General features: G+C 44.3%; 13 protein-coding genes. 5 read left to right on the forward strand and 8 right to left on the reverse strand.

From position 1 onward, the window contains the following. Positions 1-22 precede the first annotated feature (22 nt). Together ACJJIJ_RS15855 and ACJJIJ_RS15860 are read right to left on the reverse strand one after the other, a co-directional pair. A complete protein-coding gene (locus ACJJIJ_RS15855) occupies positions 23-2335 on the reverse strand; it encodes an FG-GAP repeat domain-containing protein (RefSeq protein ID WP_444937877.1) in 2313 nt (770 codons plus the stop codon). A 318-nt stretch (positions 2336-2653) separates the two neighbouring features. Beyond that, the gene (locus tag ACJJIJ_RS15860) at positions 2654-4120 is read right to left on the reverse strand and encodes a DEAD/DEAH box helicase (protein WP_252083517.1); all 1467 of its coding nucleotides are present in this window, start codon (positions 4118-4120) and stop codon (positions 2654-2656) included. 446 nt (positions 4121-4566) lie between these two features. On the opposite strand from ACJJIJ_RS15860, the gene ACJJIJ_RS15865 reads away from it, so the two are divergent. Further along, the gene (locus tag ACJJIJ_RS15865; protein ID WP_444889236.1) at positions 4567-5169 is read left to right on the forward strand and encodes a GNAT family N-acetyltransferase; all 603 of its coding nucleotides are present in this window, start codon (positions 4567-4569) and stop codon (positions 5167-5169) included. A 384-nt stretch (positions 5170-5553) separates the two neighbouring features. Continuing rightward, positions 5554-6558: an alpha/beta hydrolase gene (locus ACJJIJ_RS15870; protein WP_444889235.1), complete on the forward strand. Its 1005-nt coding sequence runs from the start codon at positions 5554-5556 to the stop codon at positions 6556-6558. A gap of 95 nt (positions 6559-6653) precedes the next feature. Here the strand turns inward: ACJJIJ_RS15870 and ACJJIJ_RS15875 are convergent, their stop codons facing one another. After that, positions 6654-7709, reverse strand: coding sequence for a hypothetical protein (locus tag ACJJIJ_RS15875; RefSeq protein WP_444937878.1), 1056 nt, complete (start codon positions 7707-7709; stop codon positions 6654-6656). 334 nt (positions 7710-8043) lie between these two features. On the opposite strand from ACJJIJ_RS15875, the gene ACJJIJ_RS15880 reads away from it, so the two are divergent. Both ACJJIJ_RS15880 and mmsB read left to right on the forward strand, forming a co-directional pair. Continuing rightward, a complete protein-coding gene (locus ACJJIJ_RS15880; RefSeq protein WP_252083521.1) occupies positions 8044-9555 on the forward strand; it encodes a CoA-acylating methylmalonate-semialdehyde dehydrogenase in 1512 nt (503 codons plus the stop codon). 39 nt (positions 9556-9594) lie between these two features. Next, the gene (gene mmsB, locus ACJJIJ_RS15885) at positions 9595-10494 is read left to right on the forward strand and encodes a 3-hydroxyisobutyrate dehydrogenase (RefSeq protein ID WP_252083522.1); all 900 of its coding nucleotides are present in this window, start codon (positions 9595-9597) and stop codon (positions 10492-10494) included. 35 nt (positions 10495-10529) lie between these two features. Here mmsB and ACJJIJ_RS15890 read toward each other — a convergent pair whose 3' ends face one another. After that, positions 10530-11252 (reverse strand): SDR family oxidoreductase, encoded by a 723-nt coding sequence (locus ACJJIJ_RS15890; protein ID WP_252083523.1) that lies wholly within the window; start codon positions 11250-11252, stop codon positions 10530-10532. A 121-nt stretch (positions 11253-11373) separates the two neighbouring features. Here ACJJIJ_RS15890 and ACJJIJ_RS15895 point away from each other — a divergent pair, with 121 nt between their 5' ends. Continuing rightward, positions 11374-12291: a LysR family transcriptional regulator gene (locus tag ACJJIJ_RS15895; protein WP_444889231.1), complete on the forward strand. Its 918-nt coding sequence runs from the start codon at positions 11374-11376 to the stop codon at positions 12289-12291. A gap of 46 nt (positions 12292-12337) precedes the next feature. On the opposite strand, the gene ACJJIJ_RS15900 is transcribed toward ACJJIJ_RS15895, so the two are convergent. From ACJJIJ_RS15900 to ACJJIJ_RS15915, 4 genes are all read right to left on the reverse strand, one after another. Beyond that, positions 12338-12646, reverse strand: a complete 309-nt coding sequence (locus tag ACJJIJ_RS15900) for a hypothetical protein (protein WP_252083525.1) — start codon at positions 12644-12646, stop codon at positions 12338-12340. 290 nt (positions 12647-12936) lie between these two features. After that, positions 12937-13311: an FAD-binding oxidoreductase gene (locus tag ACJJIJ_RS15905; protein ID WP_444910661.1), complete on the reverse strand. Its 375-nt coding sequence runs from the start codon at positions 13309-13311 to the stop codon at positions 12937-12939. Beyond that, positions 13308-13796, reverse strand: coding sequence for a hypothetical protein (locus ACJJIJ_RS15910; RefSeq protein ID WP_252083527.1), 489 nt, complete (start codon positions 13794-13796; stop codon positions 13308-13310). Before ACJJIJ_RS15910 ends, ACJJIJ_RS15905 begins: the two co-directional genes overlap by 4 nt. 529 nt (positions 13797-14325) lie before the next feature. After that, the gene (locus ACJJIJ_RS15915) at positions 14326-15096 is read right to left on the reverse strand and encodes a hypothetical protein (RefSeq protein ID WP_252083528.1); all 771 of its coding nucleotides are present in this window, start codon (positions 15094-15096) and stop codon (positions 14326-14328) included. Positions 15097-15135: the final 39 nt, after the last annotated feature.

Genomic DNA, 15135 nt, shown 5'->3' on the forward strand with positions numbered 1-15135 from the left:
CAACAACAATTGTTCTTAAATTTTATTCAACCAGAAGCATAATTATACTTCTATTAATATCTCCCTGGTCATCCGTGACCGTCAACTGAAATGCTAAAGAAGTATATTCCTCATCACTTTTGTTAGGAGCAATAAATGTTGTTATCGCTGCACTAGCATTTTCTAGTGAAACCTCTGGCCCACCAACTTGCTGCCATTGGTAACTAATTATAGTTCCATCTTCATCTATGGAATTAGATCCATCCAGGGTGACAAGACTATTTTGTTTTACATTTAGTGGGGTAACGATTTGCGCCTTAGGGCTAGAATTACCAACTATTCGGATCGCTAAAAACCCCACCCCGGTATAACCATCATCATCTTTCACACTAAGAGTTACCATTATCACTCTCTGTGTATCAGCAGCAATCTCAGGAGCAATAAAGCTGGCGGTTCCGTCTGGATTATTATTTATCTCCAAGCCTGACGCGCTCCAATTGTAACTTACGATTTTACCGTCTGAGTCATAGGATTCTCGACCATCCAATTGAACTAACTTCCCAGGCTTGACCTCTTGAGGCTCCCCAGGCACAACTATGGGAGCCTTCAAACCCTCCGCTATAAAAGCGATTGTTCTTTTTGATTTCTGCCCACCATTATCTTCTACTTCAACCTCAAATACATAACCTTTCAGTAACCCTAATGGCCCACCAAAGACAGGAACGGTAAAAGTAGCAACCCCACGTTCAAGTTGCATTAACTCAACAGGATCACCACTCAACTGAGCCCAGCGGGCACTTACAATTTCCCCATCCATATCAAAGGATTCACTGGCGTCCAGCCTGACACTTTGCCCAGCTTTTATCGTTCCGATATTCTCAACCACAATAACCGGTGCCAAGTTAGTTCCCACACGTACTGTGCTTTGATCGGTACTGACAATACCATGATCGTCCTCAACCTCAAGCTCAAAAACCAACTCTTGCACTATGCCTTTTTGCTCAGCTGGAGCAATAAAGTTCACCACCCCATCCCCCGAGTCCATCAAGCTTACAGGCGCTCCAGAAAGTTGCTTCCAATGATATGCAACAATATTTCCATCAGGATCTGAAGACTGGCTACCGTCGAGCACAACCAGGGAGCCTCCACCAACAGATTGATCACCTCCAGCAATGGCTTGAGGCGGCTGATTTAATACTGCCAAACTCCCCTTTAGAGTTATTAGTCCCTGTTGAGGATTAGCGATAACAATATCAACGGCCCCATCACTATTTATATCTCCCGTAGCTATACTTTGTGGATTGGAATAGTTACCAACAGGAATATTTATCTCGTATTTAGAAGCCTCCAAATCCTGGATAAAATCTCCATAAGTGGTCAGAGAAAATCCCTCCTTGGGCAGCATTAATACCCTAGCGGATTCTTTATCTTGCAATAATGTAGTTAAAATTGGTCCAGGATTATTTTGTGTGGAGAAAAAAACAGGGATTTGCAACTTACGTTCACTATCCTGAAAAAAAACTGCCAAACCGGCTCCTGTGGCGCTATCCCCAAGAGAAACAACCACATCATTGAACCCATCGCCATTGATATCTCCTGTCGAAATACCATTAGCCTGAACCTTACTACCAAAATCATAATAGGCAATTTGGCTGCTAAACGGATTAGACTCCATTACCGCCAACTTTGTACTCAGCGGTTGCTCACTGAGCATCACAATATCATCGATATAATCCCTGTTGACATCCCCCAGAGTCAGTAAAGCGGATTCATGGCCCATCACAAAACTCAGACTTCTTACCTGACCAAAGGGCTGGGGTGCCTGGCGAATACTCTCAACACCATCGCTGGTTTTACTGACTCCAACAATCTCATTGACTCCATCTCCCTTTAGGTCTCCAATAGCAATATTGGTAGCATAGCTGGAAGGGTAAGTTTCTCCGGCTATCAAACTTCCATCTTCAGCTTGTAAAAAAATTTCAATTTTTTCACCTGCAAACCCAATAGCAACATCCTTCCGACCATCACTATTGATATCACCCACTGCGAGCGACTTCGGTAAGCTCTCTGCCTCACTGGACAGAGGGTAATTTACTGCGTCTTGTAACTGTCCAGCCTGATTCTGAAGAAAGACTTTTAATTGGAAGTCATTGTCTGGATCAAAAGCCTGTGAGGTAATAATAGCCACATCATCTAGACCATCATTATTCAAGTCAGCTACGGTAACAGCTTCAGCTCTGGAACCTATTGAGTAAATTTCGGCAGGCTGGAATTGAGTCTCACCACTTGCATTACTGGCCAGTAGTAACACAGCTGAAGGAAGGATGAAAAATTTTGAGAGTAACTTCAGTTGCACAACATCTCCTTATGTAAATTTTCTTAAATAAGCAAATTTAACTTAACACAAATTTCTGAGAGCAAATGTGATCAATTATGGAATTGATATATCCAAATTAGCCCAAAATAAGCAGACACTGGTTCCAGTTATTAGTATGGATAATACAAATCACAATAATTATATAAGAATAAAAATAACAACTTCACTCACAAAAAAAAGATAAATTTTTCTCAAGCATCGCTGCTGAATAAAACGATAAAAGTAAACAGACAGTGAAAGAAAATAAAGGCGAAAAAAAGCGGCCTAGGCCGCTTTTTTTACCAACAACTCAAAATGCTAAGCGCTTTCCGAACGCCCTCTACTGGGGCGGCGTCTCGGAGCTCTCTGTGGTTTTTGGCCATCACTGCGACCCGATTCAGCGCTGCGAGCCCTGCCAGAACCGCCGGAGCGATTTCCATTGCTTCCTTTACCTGCGGTGGCATTGCTATTGCGACCACCGGTTCCACGTCCTTCTGATTTACCGCGACCACTTCCGCGATTACCACGGCGCTCATCGCTATTGCCACGAGCATCTCGTCCGCCCTCATTATTTCGGGAACCTACAGGGCGTTTACTGGCGCCAGGTTTTTGCTGGCCGCCACGCTTGGGGTTGCCAGAGGCTGGCAACTGATGATCTGGCTCAAAGTCCTCGATTTCCTCGCGGGGAATTGGCTTGCCAATTAAGCGCTCGATATCGCGAAGCTGCTTAATTTCATCGGCACTAACAAGGGACACGGCTTGCCCCTGGGCGCCCGCACGTCCTGTGCGACCGATACGGTGAACATAATCTTCAGGAACATTGGGCAAGTCGAAATTTACCACCTGGGGTAATTGATCGATATCAATACCCCGTGCAGCAATGTCTGTCGCAACGAGGATCTGCACCTTACCGGCTTTAAAATCTGCCAGAGCCCGGGTTCTGGCATTTTGGCTCTTATTACCGTGAATAGCCGCTGCCAGGATGCCATCTCCTTCCAGCTGTTTCACCAGCCGATTGGCCCCATGTTTGGTACGGCTAAATACCAGTGCCTGATGCCAGCCATTCTCTCGAATCAGGTGACTTAACAGTTTTGTTTTTCGAGCCTTATCCACAGGGTGGAGCTTCTGTCGTACTGTTTTGGTAGTGGAGTTTCGCGGGCTAACATCAATCTCCAGCGGGTCCTTTACCAGACCTTTGGCGAGCTGGCGAATCTCAGGAGAAAAGGTTGCCGAGAAGAGTAGATTCTGACGCTTGGCCGGTAAGATCTTCAGCACTCTCTTAATGTCATGGATAAAGCCCATATCCAACATGCGGTCTGCTTCATCCAAGACCAAGGCTTCCAAGCGATCAAAGCGGATTGCCCCTTGATTGTGCAGGTCCAATAGACGACCAGGGGTCGCTACTAGAATATCGGCACCGCCTCGCAGTCGGGAAATCTGGGGATTGATCTTCACGCCACCAAAAACTACCGCATGACGCATTGGCAGGTACTGGCTATAGCTCTGCACATTATCAAACACCTGTGCGGCCAGCTCGCGGGTTGGGGTGAGTACCAATGCGCGCACCTGCCCTTTTCTGGCACGCTCTCCCTGGCTTAAGCGGTGCAACAGCGGCAATGTAAAACCGGCGGTCTTACCCGTGCCCGTCTGGGCTGCAGCCATAATATCACTGCCCTTCATTACCGCCGGAATGGCCTGGGCCTGGATTGGCGTGGGCTCAGTATAGCCCTGCTCTGCAACGGCACGGGCAATCTCCTGGGCAAGGCCCAGATCTTCAAACAACATAAATAACCTCAAACTGCGCCCTGGGCGCAATCAAACACATTCGCACCACGAAGGAGCAAATAGAAAAATCGGAGTTGGCATCCAGAGCAAGTGAGGCTCGATGCACACAGCCGTCAATTCACCGGCCAGCCGGCGCGCGGCATTCAGTAGAGGGTTCCGGGAAGAATTTAGAAAAGTTCACGGGGGGATACCGGTAGATCACCGGCCTACAAATGACGCAGCTGAGAAAAATCAGCTGCAGCACTATACCATAATGAAACTGACTGTATAGTTCTCTCGGCTAAAACTGCTCTTCATAGGCATAGACAAAGGGGTTGTTGGGGACCCAGCCCAAGCGAGCGTAACATAGTTCCACGTTCGCAACTTGAGCGTCTATCTTTGTGATATCCAACCCCCGTTGCGAACCAAAGATGATGCAGCCAGGTGCTGCCGGGATACTCACAGCCATGTCAGAAAATAGCAATGTCAGTAATGAGCACCAGATAGAACTAATTACTCTCGGTAATGGGCGCAGGGTATCAATACGCCCCATCTGCCGCAGTGATAGCCAACTGGAGAAAGAACTGATAGAAGACTTATCTCCAGAAACCCGGCGAGACCGCTTTATCGGCGGCAGCTGTAAAGCCAGCCAAAAGCTGATTGAGCTACTCACCGATAACGACCATCAAGTTCATGAGGCCTTTATTGCACTCTGCACCAGCGACCATGCGCAAAGGGCCGTTGCTACCGCACATTACGCCGTAGATTCAGACGGGCTAGCCTGCGAGTGCGCAGTTGTGGTCCGCGATGATTGGCAGGGATTGGGGCTAGGTCGATTAATGTTAAAGCGCCTGATCGACTGCGCAAAAGAACAGGGCTTACAGCGAATTTATTCCATTGAGTCCGCCGACAATAAACGCGTGCAGACATTTGCCCGTTCGATGGGATTTATTTGTAAAGCCGATCCGAAAGACTACACCCTATTAACTTATACACTCGATTTGCAGGCTGGCCGACAAGCCAACGGCTTTGATACGGCCTCCAGGGAGGCCGGAATTAACCTAAATTAAATACACTCTTAATATTCATGGCGGTTAGCAAAGGTTATTTGGCTGCCGCCATCCTCTCAAAGCCGAACAATTTCCTTTTGCGAGTTCACAATCTCCCCTTACCTTATCAACTTCACCCAAATGTGACCATCCGGTCAGCATATTCATAGATCTATTTAACTACAGGCATAGCCGATCAGGCACAACGCCAGCTGTAAAAGCTTTAAACTCTCCTAAAGCAATCAAAGAAAAAGTGAAACTTTGCTTACATAAATTTTAGAGAAATGAGCAATTGCCAAAAATTGAATCCATTTAGCCTAACCACATGTAGTGCGCCGCTACTGATACAACCGTAATTCATGGCACTTTATTTTTTTGATTAACACTAGATTTTAATGACAATTTATGCCTATTAAAATGCAATCAATAAAACTGCTTCTGACCATATCAATTTGTTTACTTATATCATCTTGCGCAGTGAACATTAGAGATTATATTGCAAGTTCAAAAAGCTTCCCTTACGATCATATAGTTTCAAATGAGCAGATAAAATCATGGGGATTCCATAAAAATAATTACTGTGACAAGCTAAGAAACTTATGCATTAGCTATTTCTTTGCTGACCCCCTTGAAAAAGGTAAAATTAAATACTCCATAGAAACTGACTCTGGCGATCAAACCAGCCAAGTTAATCTATCTATAAATAAAGAAGCCCTAAACAAACATTATTCTGGGACCATCATTCTTTTACATGGATTCAGAATTTCAAAAGAATTCATGCTTCACTCAGCATTATATTTTCGCCTCCTTGGATTTCAGGTAGTTATTCCAGACCTACTTGGCCATGGTGAATCTGAAGGCCGTAAGGAATATGGCGTTGGTGATAGCGAAGTGATTAACAGGCTAATTGACGAGCTTATCCATAAAGACCTGATAGAAAGTAAAAACATTTATCTTCTTGGAAATTCCATGGGGAGCCTTACTGCGGCGAGAATCACTCAATCTCGACAAGATATCAGCGGCCTAATATTACAAGCTCCCATGTTGGAATTTGACCAGGCTGTTTATAATTATGCCCAAGAGAATTTTCCCCTACTTAGTAGAGCATTCTCTGAAAAAGAAATAAAAATAGGAGCGTCAATGGCGCTAGAGGAAGCCAATATAAGCCTACTGGAAACACAAATTGAACCTTTACTAACCAACACTCCTGTGCCCGTGCTTTTATTTGCTTCCAATACTGACCCGATTTCACCCTATGATCACTTTCAAAACCTGCATCAGGACCATATCAAAATAGTGCTCCTGAAAGATAGAAATCACCCGAGTATGGCGGTTATTGGGGAAATTGAGCATAGCGCTCTACAGGATTGGCTTCCCAAGGCAAGTAATATCACTATTCAATACCATTAAACCTGCTGGCCTAGTATAGGAAGTAGCAAGGCGAAACTCACTAGTTCGGCCTTGCTAAAAAAGACGATTAGCTATTCCTTGAAAAATATCACATTTCAGTTGAAGAAATCTTCACAAGCTAATGGGCCGCTAAACTCTAGAAGCCCCTGAGGTATTGTAATCTTTTCAACTAGGCTCCCTTTTTTATAGAGAGAGAAGGTTACGTTAGCCTGCATAGATTTCATATATACTTGGCCTCTACCAAAAATTACATCAGAGGGGAAGTCTTGAGAATAGAAACTATCAGGGTCAGCCTTCGCCTCAACGACTAACTTATAGTTAATTTTATTAAACTCAACATTGGCATATCCCTCGCAAGCATTAGATTCCCGTTTAACAGACAGGCCATTAAATGCAGGATAAAAAATTAGATCGTAATCACTACTAATATAACGACCTATCCACATTTCGATATTAGTATCATTAACCTTTCCTCCTGTAAACATAAAATATAACTCTTCAGACAAGCCCATTGTGTAAACGATGCCAGAGCTCGACTCTTTATCAAACCAACCTTTATCAAGCTGTGCAAATCCCAGGCCCATTAATGCAACATTTCCATTAGAGAAACTATATTGGATTGGTGTACCCATAGTATAAACAAACCATTCAGGACCAAAGTTGATAATTTCCTTTAGAATTCCCAATGGTGACCGACCAGGATTATTACTATGCCAATAGTAATGGTGATCTCCATTCCAACGCATAGTGAAGTCGAAATAATCATAATTAATATCTATATGATTTTCATCAGCAACTATTAACCCAGGAACTTCGTAATAAAACTTATCCGGATTATTAGGATCCACCAAAATAACCTCATCATGGAATATATCATACTTAACAGTTGACCCGTTTATCGGAGAGAAAGCCAGGTGTATATAAGCTTTAGGTTTTGGAACCTCAAAGTCTGGTGCAATATATGTCTGCAAGCTTACTTTGAAATAGCCAACATCCGGCACCGCAATATTGTAAAACCATTGTTCTGCCCAGGTTTTATCTGACGTAGGTGTATGGGCCCGGAGATCCTCCAAAGTGGTTGCCGATAGTAAGGAACTGAAAGATCCAAAAAGAAATAAAACGAATACCTGAAATATGTTTCTATAAGACACCGTCTACCCTCTTTCTTAAAATAAATGAATAGAAAACCTCACAAAATCACTACAAACCTACAGAGAGGGCATACTAACAGCATGATTACGGACAAAGCTTAAAAACAAACAGGCTATTTTTCAGGTTGAGAAGGTGCGCACAAAAATTCAATATTGCAAACAAAAGCTAGAAGCTCATCAGATAAAACCCTTATCGATATTCACCCCGAAATACACCATAAAACAAGGCCGATATTCTTCCTCTCAAGAAGCGGCGTAAAACACCTCTTTTTTCACTCAGGCAACGCCTAAACTGTTTGGCAATTTCCCACCGGTTACTGGTAAGGCAAATAATATGAATAAATCCATCCCTTCACGCCTTCCTCTATTCATTGATGGCGACTGGGTGCAGTCTACTACCAAGGAGTGGCTGGATGTGACAAACCCCGCCACAGGTGAGGTTTTAACCCAAGCCCCCTATACCACTGAGGCCGAGCAACTCCAGGCAATCGCCGCCGCCAAGCAGGCATTCATTTCTTGGCGGAACACCCCAGTCCCTACTCGAGCACGTATTATGCTCAAGTACCAAGCTCTCCTGAAAGAGCACCAAGAGGCCCTGGCCGAGATTCTCGCAGAGGAAACCGGTAAAACATTTGAAGACGCCAAGGGGGATGTTTGGCGAGGCATTGAGGTGGTTGAGCATGCCGCAAATATTGCTACCCTGCTAATGGGGGAAACCGTTGAAAACGTTGCCAGTGCTATAGATTGCTATTCCTATATTCAACCCATTGGCGTCTGCGCCGGTATTACGCCATTCAACTTTCCCGCAATGATACCGTTATGGATGTTTCCGCTAGCGATTGCCTGTGGCAATACCTTTATTCTTAAACCTTCTGAACAGGACCCCATTACACCTTGCAAACTGGCTGAATTATTTGAGCAGGCAGGAGCACCCAAAGGGGTTCTACAAGTTATCCATGGTGATCGCGAGCAGGTAGATTTCTTACTAAAAGACCCAGATATTAAAGCTATATCTTTTGTCGGTTCCGTGCCAGTTGGGCGCCATATCTATCAAACAGGCACTCAATATTTAAAAAGAGTACAGGCCTTTGCCGGGGCAAAAAACCACATGGTAGTGATGCCGGATGCAAATAAAAATGCCACTATTAACAATATCATCGGCTCTTCTGTAGGGGCTGCCGGTCAGCGATGCATGGCTATTTCGGTTGTGGTATTAGTGGGTGAAGCGCAAAGTTGGATTCCTGATATACAGGATGCGATGGCAAAGATAATACCCGGGCATTGGAAGAATCCACAATCCGACTACGGCCCCTTAATTTCACCTGCTGCAAAGGAACGTGTGCTGGGTTATATCGAGACGGGCAAAAAAGAAGGGGCGGATTGCCTTCTGGATGGTTCAAAAATTACAGTGGATGGATATCCCCATGGTAACTGGGTTGGCCCTACATTATTTGCCAATGTTACTACCGAGATGTCAATTTACACTGATGAAATTTTTGGGCCAGTGTTATGTCTGGTGAATGTAGATCACTTAGATGATGCAATAAAACTGGTGAATGACTGCCCTTACGGCAATGGGACCTCCATATTCACTGCCAGCGGTGCAGCCGCACGTAAATATCAGCATGAAATTCTTGTGGGCCAGGTAGGAATCAATGTGCCTATCCCGGTTCCATTACCTTTCTTTAGCTTTACTGGCTGGCGCAGTTCATTTTATGGGGATCTCCACGCTTATGGTAAGCAGGCCGTGCGTTTTTATACCGAAACAAAAACCATCACAGCCCGCTGGTTCGATTCAGATATTGAACATGCCGAACAGGCAAATATGACGATACAGTTAAAGTAACTGCACATACCAATAAAATTTAATTTTTTGGATACTGCCATGAATAAAATCACAGCCTTCCTTGGTCTGGGGCATATGGGTGCCCCAATGGCTTTTAACTTAATCAAAGCTGGATTCCGTGTAAGAGGTTTCGATCCAGTAGAGGAGTTGCTTCAGAAATCTGTAGAACAGGGAGTTGAAAAATGTTCATCAGCAACAGAAGCGGTGAAGGGAGCAGATTTTGTTATTAGTATGTTACCCAGCAGTGCTGCGGTAGAGAGCCTTTATATTGAAAAAGATCATCTGCTGGAAGCTATCGAAGAGAGATCCTTAATTATTGATTGCTCCACAATTTCAGCAAGCAGCTCAAAACGCCTACTTAACGCCGCACGAAATAAAGGCCTTCATGCAATAGAGGCTCCTGTTTCTGGCGGAGTCAAAGGGGCAGCTGCCGCAACTCTCAGCTTTATGTGTGGCGGTGAGCACGAGGATGTAGAGCGAGCCAAAACAGTTCTACAGCATATGGGGGCCAATGTTTTTTTTGCAGGCCCTGCCGGAGCTGGGCAAACGGCAAAGATCTGCAACAATATGTTGCTGGCTATTCATATGATTGGCACCGCCGAGGCACTCCAATTGGGGGTGGATAACGGCCTTGATCCCAAAGTGCTAACTGAAATCATGGCGAAAAGCTCGGGCGCCAACTGGTCCCTACAAACTTATAATCCTTATCCCGGTGTTATGGATAGTGTGCCCGCTAGCAATCAGTATCGTGGAGGCTTTAAAGTGGGGTTGATGTGTAAGGATCTGGGGCTTGCTCAGCAAGCCGCCGACAATAGCAAAAGCTACACACCGCTCGGCTCACTAGCCAGAAATCTATTTGGCTTACACAGTCTGAAGGGCAATGAAGAACTGGATTTCTCCAGTATCCAAACAATTTTCAGGAAGGAGGCCGACCAATAGCTAGATTGTTCACCCTCTTTCCCGATCTAACTCATCTATCGATCCTGGCCTGTAGCGGCTATTTGCACTTCGCGGATATTCACATTCTGGGGCTGGCTGTACATAAACAACGCCGTACGAGCGATGTCCTCTGCATTAATGGCGCCACCTATGGAGGCCTTCCACTCTTCGTAAGCTTTGATAATCTCTTCAGAAGTGGTATGACTCAGTAGCTCTGTCTCCACAGCTCCTGGGCATAGGGCCATAATACGTACTCCGCTTGCGGCAACCTCTTCACGCACGGTTTCGCTAATCGCCGACACTGCGTACTTGGTTCCGCAATAGGCAGCATGATTGATAAATGTCTTCACGCCGGCAATCGAGCTGATGTTGAGGATAGTACCGCGACCACGAGACTTCATATCGGCCAAAACAGCCTGCATGGAGTTCATCAAGGCGAGCACGTTGACATCAAACATCTCCCGCCACTCTTCAGCACTCTGGGTCTCTATGTTCCCCAACAACATCTTACCGGCATTGTTCACCAAACAATCTACAGGCCCATAAAGAGTCTCAGCCTCCTGAATTGCTGCAGATAACGCAGCAGGATCGGTGACATCGACCTGTCTGCAGAGGGTGTTCGGTAAATTCATCGCTTCTAATTTTTCCAAACGACGCGCCAATAGCAACAACGGATGCCCGGCATCCGACATATGCTGAGCTATTGATGCTCCAATTCCAGAGCTGGCACCTGTTATTACAATCAATGGCTTAGACATACTGACTCTCTCTTCTGCAATCAATGATTAAAGACTACGGGATAACCCTTTTGTATCGGCAGTATAGAATTTAGAATTAGGTCTATTAACTCAACTAATGTGAAATCATTGTTTGGAATTAATGAACAATATCTCTTGGCGAGCCATACGCGCCTTTATTGCTGTGGCTGAGCGGGGCAGTTTTACTGCTGCTGCGGATCATACAGGTTTCTCCAAAGCTACACTCAGCCAACAAGTCTCCGAATTAGAGTCCACCCTGGGTGTTCAACTGTTACACCGTACCACCCGTAAGCTGCGGCTTACTGAGGTCGGTGAAGGCTATTACCAGCGATGCAAGCAGGCAATACAGCAACTAGATAGTGCCGCAGAGTGGGCAACACATGCCAAAGAGGAAATAAAGGGGAAAATTCGTATCAATGCGGTGGGTGGGATTATCGGCGAGGAGATCATTGCCCCCCTAGTCATTAAGTTCCAGAAAACTTATCCCGAAATACAAATACAGCTGGATTTTTCCAGTGTGCGTGTCGATCTCATTGAGGATCGTTACGATTTAGTAATACGTATGGGGCAGCTGCCAGATTCCACCCTCGTAGTACGCAAACTGCACAGTATCAAAACCCGCTATGTTGCGAGTCCGGATTTTATCAAAATGCGTGGCCCAATTCTAAAGCCCATGGACCTCTCGAAAGTACCCCTAATTTACGGCAGTGTTGACCAGTGGGTGCTAACGCGTGGTAAGACCAGGCATAAGATTGAGGTGGAACAGGGTATCAAACTGATCAGCGGCCGGGCGATGCACCTTGCAGCACTGGCAGGACTTGGTGTAACTCGCCTGGCAGACATCTACGTCCAAGCAGATATCGAAAAAGGTAAATTACAGGAAATTTTGCCTGGATGGTCAGAGTCCACCCAGCTCTCTATGGTTTGCCCCCCGCTGCGCCATCAATTAGTTCGCGTACGTAGCCTGATGCAATGGCTAAAAAACCACTTCTCCAAAGAGTATGGACAGCTACTGAAAAGGGAACCAGCAGAAGACTAATAAACAATAAAAGATATGAACCTATATACAGTAATGCTTACAAACACTAAGCAATTTCATCCGTCCTTTCCTGCTCTTTTTTCAAAATGTCTGCGGGGCTTTCAGCGCTGCTACTATACTCAGGTTCTACCACTTCTTGCCTTTCAGTATTAATGAACGGGTAAATACAAAAGACCAGTGCCAGGAGTACCCAAAAAGCCGTTGCCTGTGCCATAGGCACAGTTAAATAAAGCCAAAATACCTTTTCACCTTTTAGCGCTGCATTAATATAGACCGCTGAGCCACCAAACCCTACCAATACGGGGCTTATATAGGGAATAAAGTTGATCCAGTACCCCTTTAAATCCTTGGCCATACGCTCACACCAGCGAACCATAAAAGGCAAAGGAAAATTAGCAAGAATGATTCCCAGTAAAACTTCAAGAAGCCCAACATTCCAGCCCAAGAGGAAGGCCAGATAAGCAAAGACCAGTATATTCAGGGTAATGCAGAACCATAAAACACCACGAAAATAAGCCACGCTATAAATCCCTTTTAAGAAACCTTCTGATTATTGATCATATCACCATTAGCTCCCAGTATCCTTGAGAGAGCAAAAACCATAGAGTTAATCTTATATATTGAATAAAAATATTATTAGACTATCTAAAACGACCCAGGTAAAGATCCTTGCAGCTGTTCAATAGCATCCAGCTCTTCTTCTGTTAAGGCTTTATAACCCCGCAAATAGGGCCAACCATAGCCCCAACGGAATGAGGTTGGCAAGAATAGCGTCCCGTCAACTCTAACCCCTACCAGCATCAACAACGCAACTTCCCTCTCCCCAGTTTTGGCAACACAAACTTCTAGGTCACGATCAGCCTCTTGCCGCTGCGAATTGCTTCCCCCCTTCCAATAGGCATGATCATGGGCATAGCAGCAATCAAGCCATAATTCACTCTGTTCAAGAGTGCCATCAGGAAAGATACTGCAACCATCGGAATGAAACTCCTGTATCTCCACAGCGGACAAGGGAATCACTTTTTACTGACTGCATTGGGTAAAACTAAATCTACTGGCTTTCTAGAATTTACATAATCACGGAATTCAGGAGCTACATATTCAGATCGCAACTCCCATATCCTCTTAAAGGGAATCATCGATAAATATGCAGTATATTGACGAGTCATTGAGTCCCAGATAGTAAAATCCAGCCTGTTTGCCTTATATTGAAAATAGGCCTCCTCCCAAATTTTAAAAAAACGATATACAAAACCAATGATTCTCAAAGTGTCAGCACTAGATAACGAATCAAAATCCTTCATCGCCTTCGCAAAAACATCTGCCATCGGACCTTCACAAATTGCCGCCACAGCTTCTCGATGAGCAATAGATATCTCATGCATAGAAGCAATTTTGGATTCTTTATTCTGAACTCTTATTAAAGCAGCAAGATAGACTAAGGACGCGACAACTGCGAAGGCTCCAACAAGCTCGCCCACAGCACTTAATGTATCCCACACCATAATCCGACTCTACCCCATCGAATAAGACGGTAATTTAAATAACTTTAGAATCAACTCTTAGCTTTTACAGGTATACCAACAGATAACGCTCTACGACCAAAAGTATATAATCGCCTAACTTAGAACGTTTATCTCCTCTTTATAGGCGTCTGGAAGACTGGCGACCTTTAAGAAAACAAGAAGATGGTTAACGCATCCAAAACTCTAATATTGTTGTCATCTAACAGGTCTCACCAATCAGAAACAATTACTTATACGCCTGAGCACCCTATATACAACCAGCCAACGACATAACCTTTAAATAAAAGCAAAAATAGTCCCTCTGCCATTAAATTTCAGAGAGTTCAAATTAGTAAGTAAAAGTATCCACCAAGGATAAAGTGAGAAGGAAGAGGTGAAATATATCATCCTAAAAAAATCGCGGCATATTTGTTAAACATATTTCTATGCCGGCAGAAAAAACAAGAGAGGAGAATGAAAGATGAGTTGTGAGCGAAATGACAAAGGCATCTCGCTCAGTTGCAGCTACCTAGCCGAGAATTTTCTTCACGTGTCTTCTAATTTTTCTGTGTACATTTCTATCATCAGCGATAGAACTCAGGAATTCCTTGTACTCACTTTTATTAACCGTACCTAGAGCTTTGCAGTACCAGGCAAGTGTATCGATATGTAGTTTGTCTACAGGCTGCCTAACATCCTTTTCTACTGCCTTGTAAAACCACTCCTGAATTACGGTTTCAGCAGCTCCATCGCGGACAACTTCCTCAGCGGCAAACCGCTGCATGATCATATCGTTACTATTGAGCAAATTTAGTAAGCGTGTAGTATGCAAGCTATTAGTAGCTACATGGCCTTCCATATTTTGCATCAATGCATTGCGCTTTTGATAAAAACTAAACTTGGTCAGCACATGCTTCGCTCGATTTCTAATCGCACGATTACCACTTTCACGCATTATCTTATTGATAGTGGGTGAATATTTTGTATTTCCAGATGATGAAAGTGTACGTAATAAATTGACGATTTCACTAATCACTTGCTCATCGCGTTGAGCAACTGTCATATTCGCCTGGTGTTTTTCTAGGAGAACCTGTTCAGCCACATCAAATAAACGTTCATCACTTAATCCAGATCCTGTTATACGATTAGCAGCTTTGGATAAGGCTAAGTTATCTTCGCCTTTTAGTTCTGCTATAAAACTATCTATCTCCAGATTAAGTAAAGACTGAATATCTTTTGCCAACCCGGCTAAAGGAGAAACGAAAAAAATAAAAAAGATAAATAAATGGCTTAATTTCACAAAATACCTTCCATAGCGCTTTAAATTGTTGCCCTAGTA

It is taken from the genome of Microbulbifer mixtoriginis (SeqCode) (assembly GCF_052467945.1).

Coding starts and splice junctions, on each gene's coding strand:
- ACJJIJ_RS15860 (WP_252083517.1), bottom strand. CDS start 4,120: ATGTTGTTTGAAGATCTGGGCCTTGCCCAGGAGATTGCCCGTGCCGTT.
- ACJJIJ_RS15865 (WP_444889236.1), top strand. CDS start 4,567: ATGTCAGAAAATAGCAATGTCAGTAATGAGCACCAGATAGAACTAATT.
- ACJJIJ_RS15870 (WP_444889235.1), top strand. CDS start 5,554: ATGCCTATTAAAATGCAATCAATAAAACTGCTTCTGACCATATCAATT.
- ACJJIJ_RS15880 (WP_252083521.1), top strand. CDS start 8,044: ATGAATAAATCCATCCCTTCACGCCTTCCTCTATTCATTGATGGCGAC.
- mmsB (WP_252083522.1), top strand. CDS start 9,595: ATGAATAAAATCACAGCCTTCCTTGGTCTGGGGCATATGGGTGCCCCA.
- ACJJIJ_RS15890 (WP_252083523.1), bottom strand. CDS start 11,252: ATGTCTAAGCCATTGATTGTAATAACAGGTGCCAGCTCTGGAATTGGA.
- ACJJIJ_RS15895 (WP_444889231.1), top strand. CDS start 11,374: ATGAACAATATCTCTTGGCGAGCCATACGCGCCTTTATTGCTGTGGCT.
- ACJJIJ_RS15900 (WP_252083525.1), bottom strand. CDS start 12,646: ATGGCCAAGGATTTAAAGGGGTACTGGATCAACTTTATTCCCTATATA.
- ACJJIJ_RS15910 (WP_252083527.1), bottom strand. CDS start 13,796: ATGGTGTGGGATACATTAAGTGCTGTGGGCGAGCTTGTTGGAGCCTTC.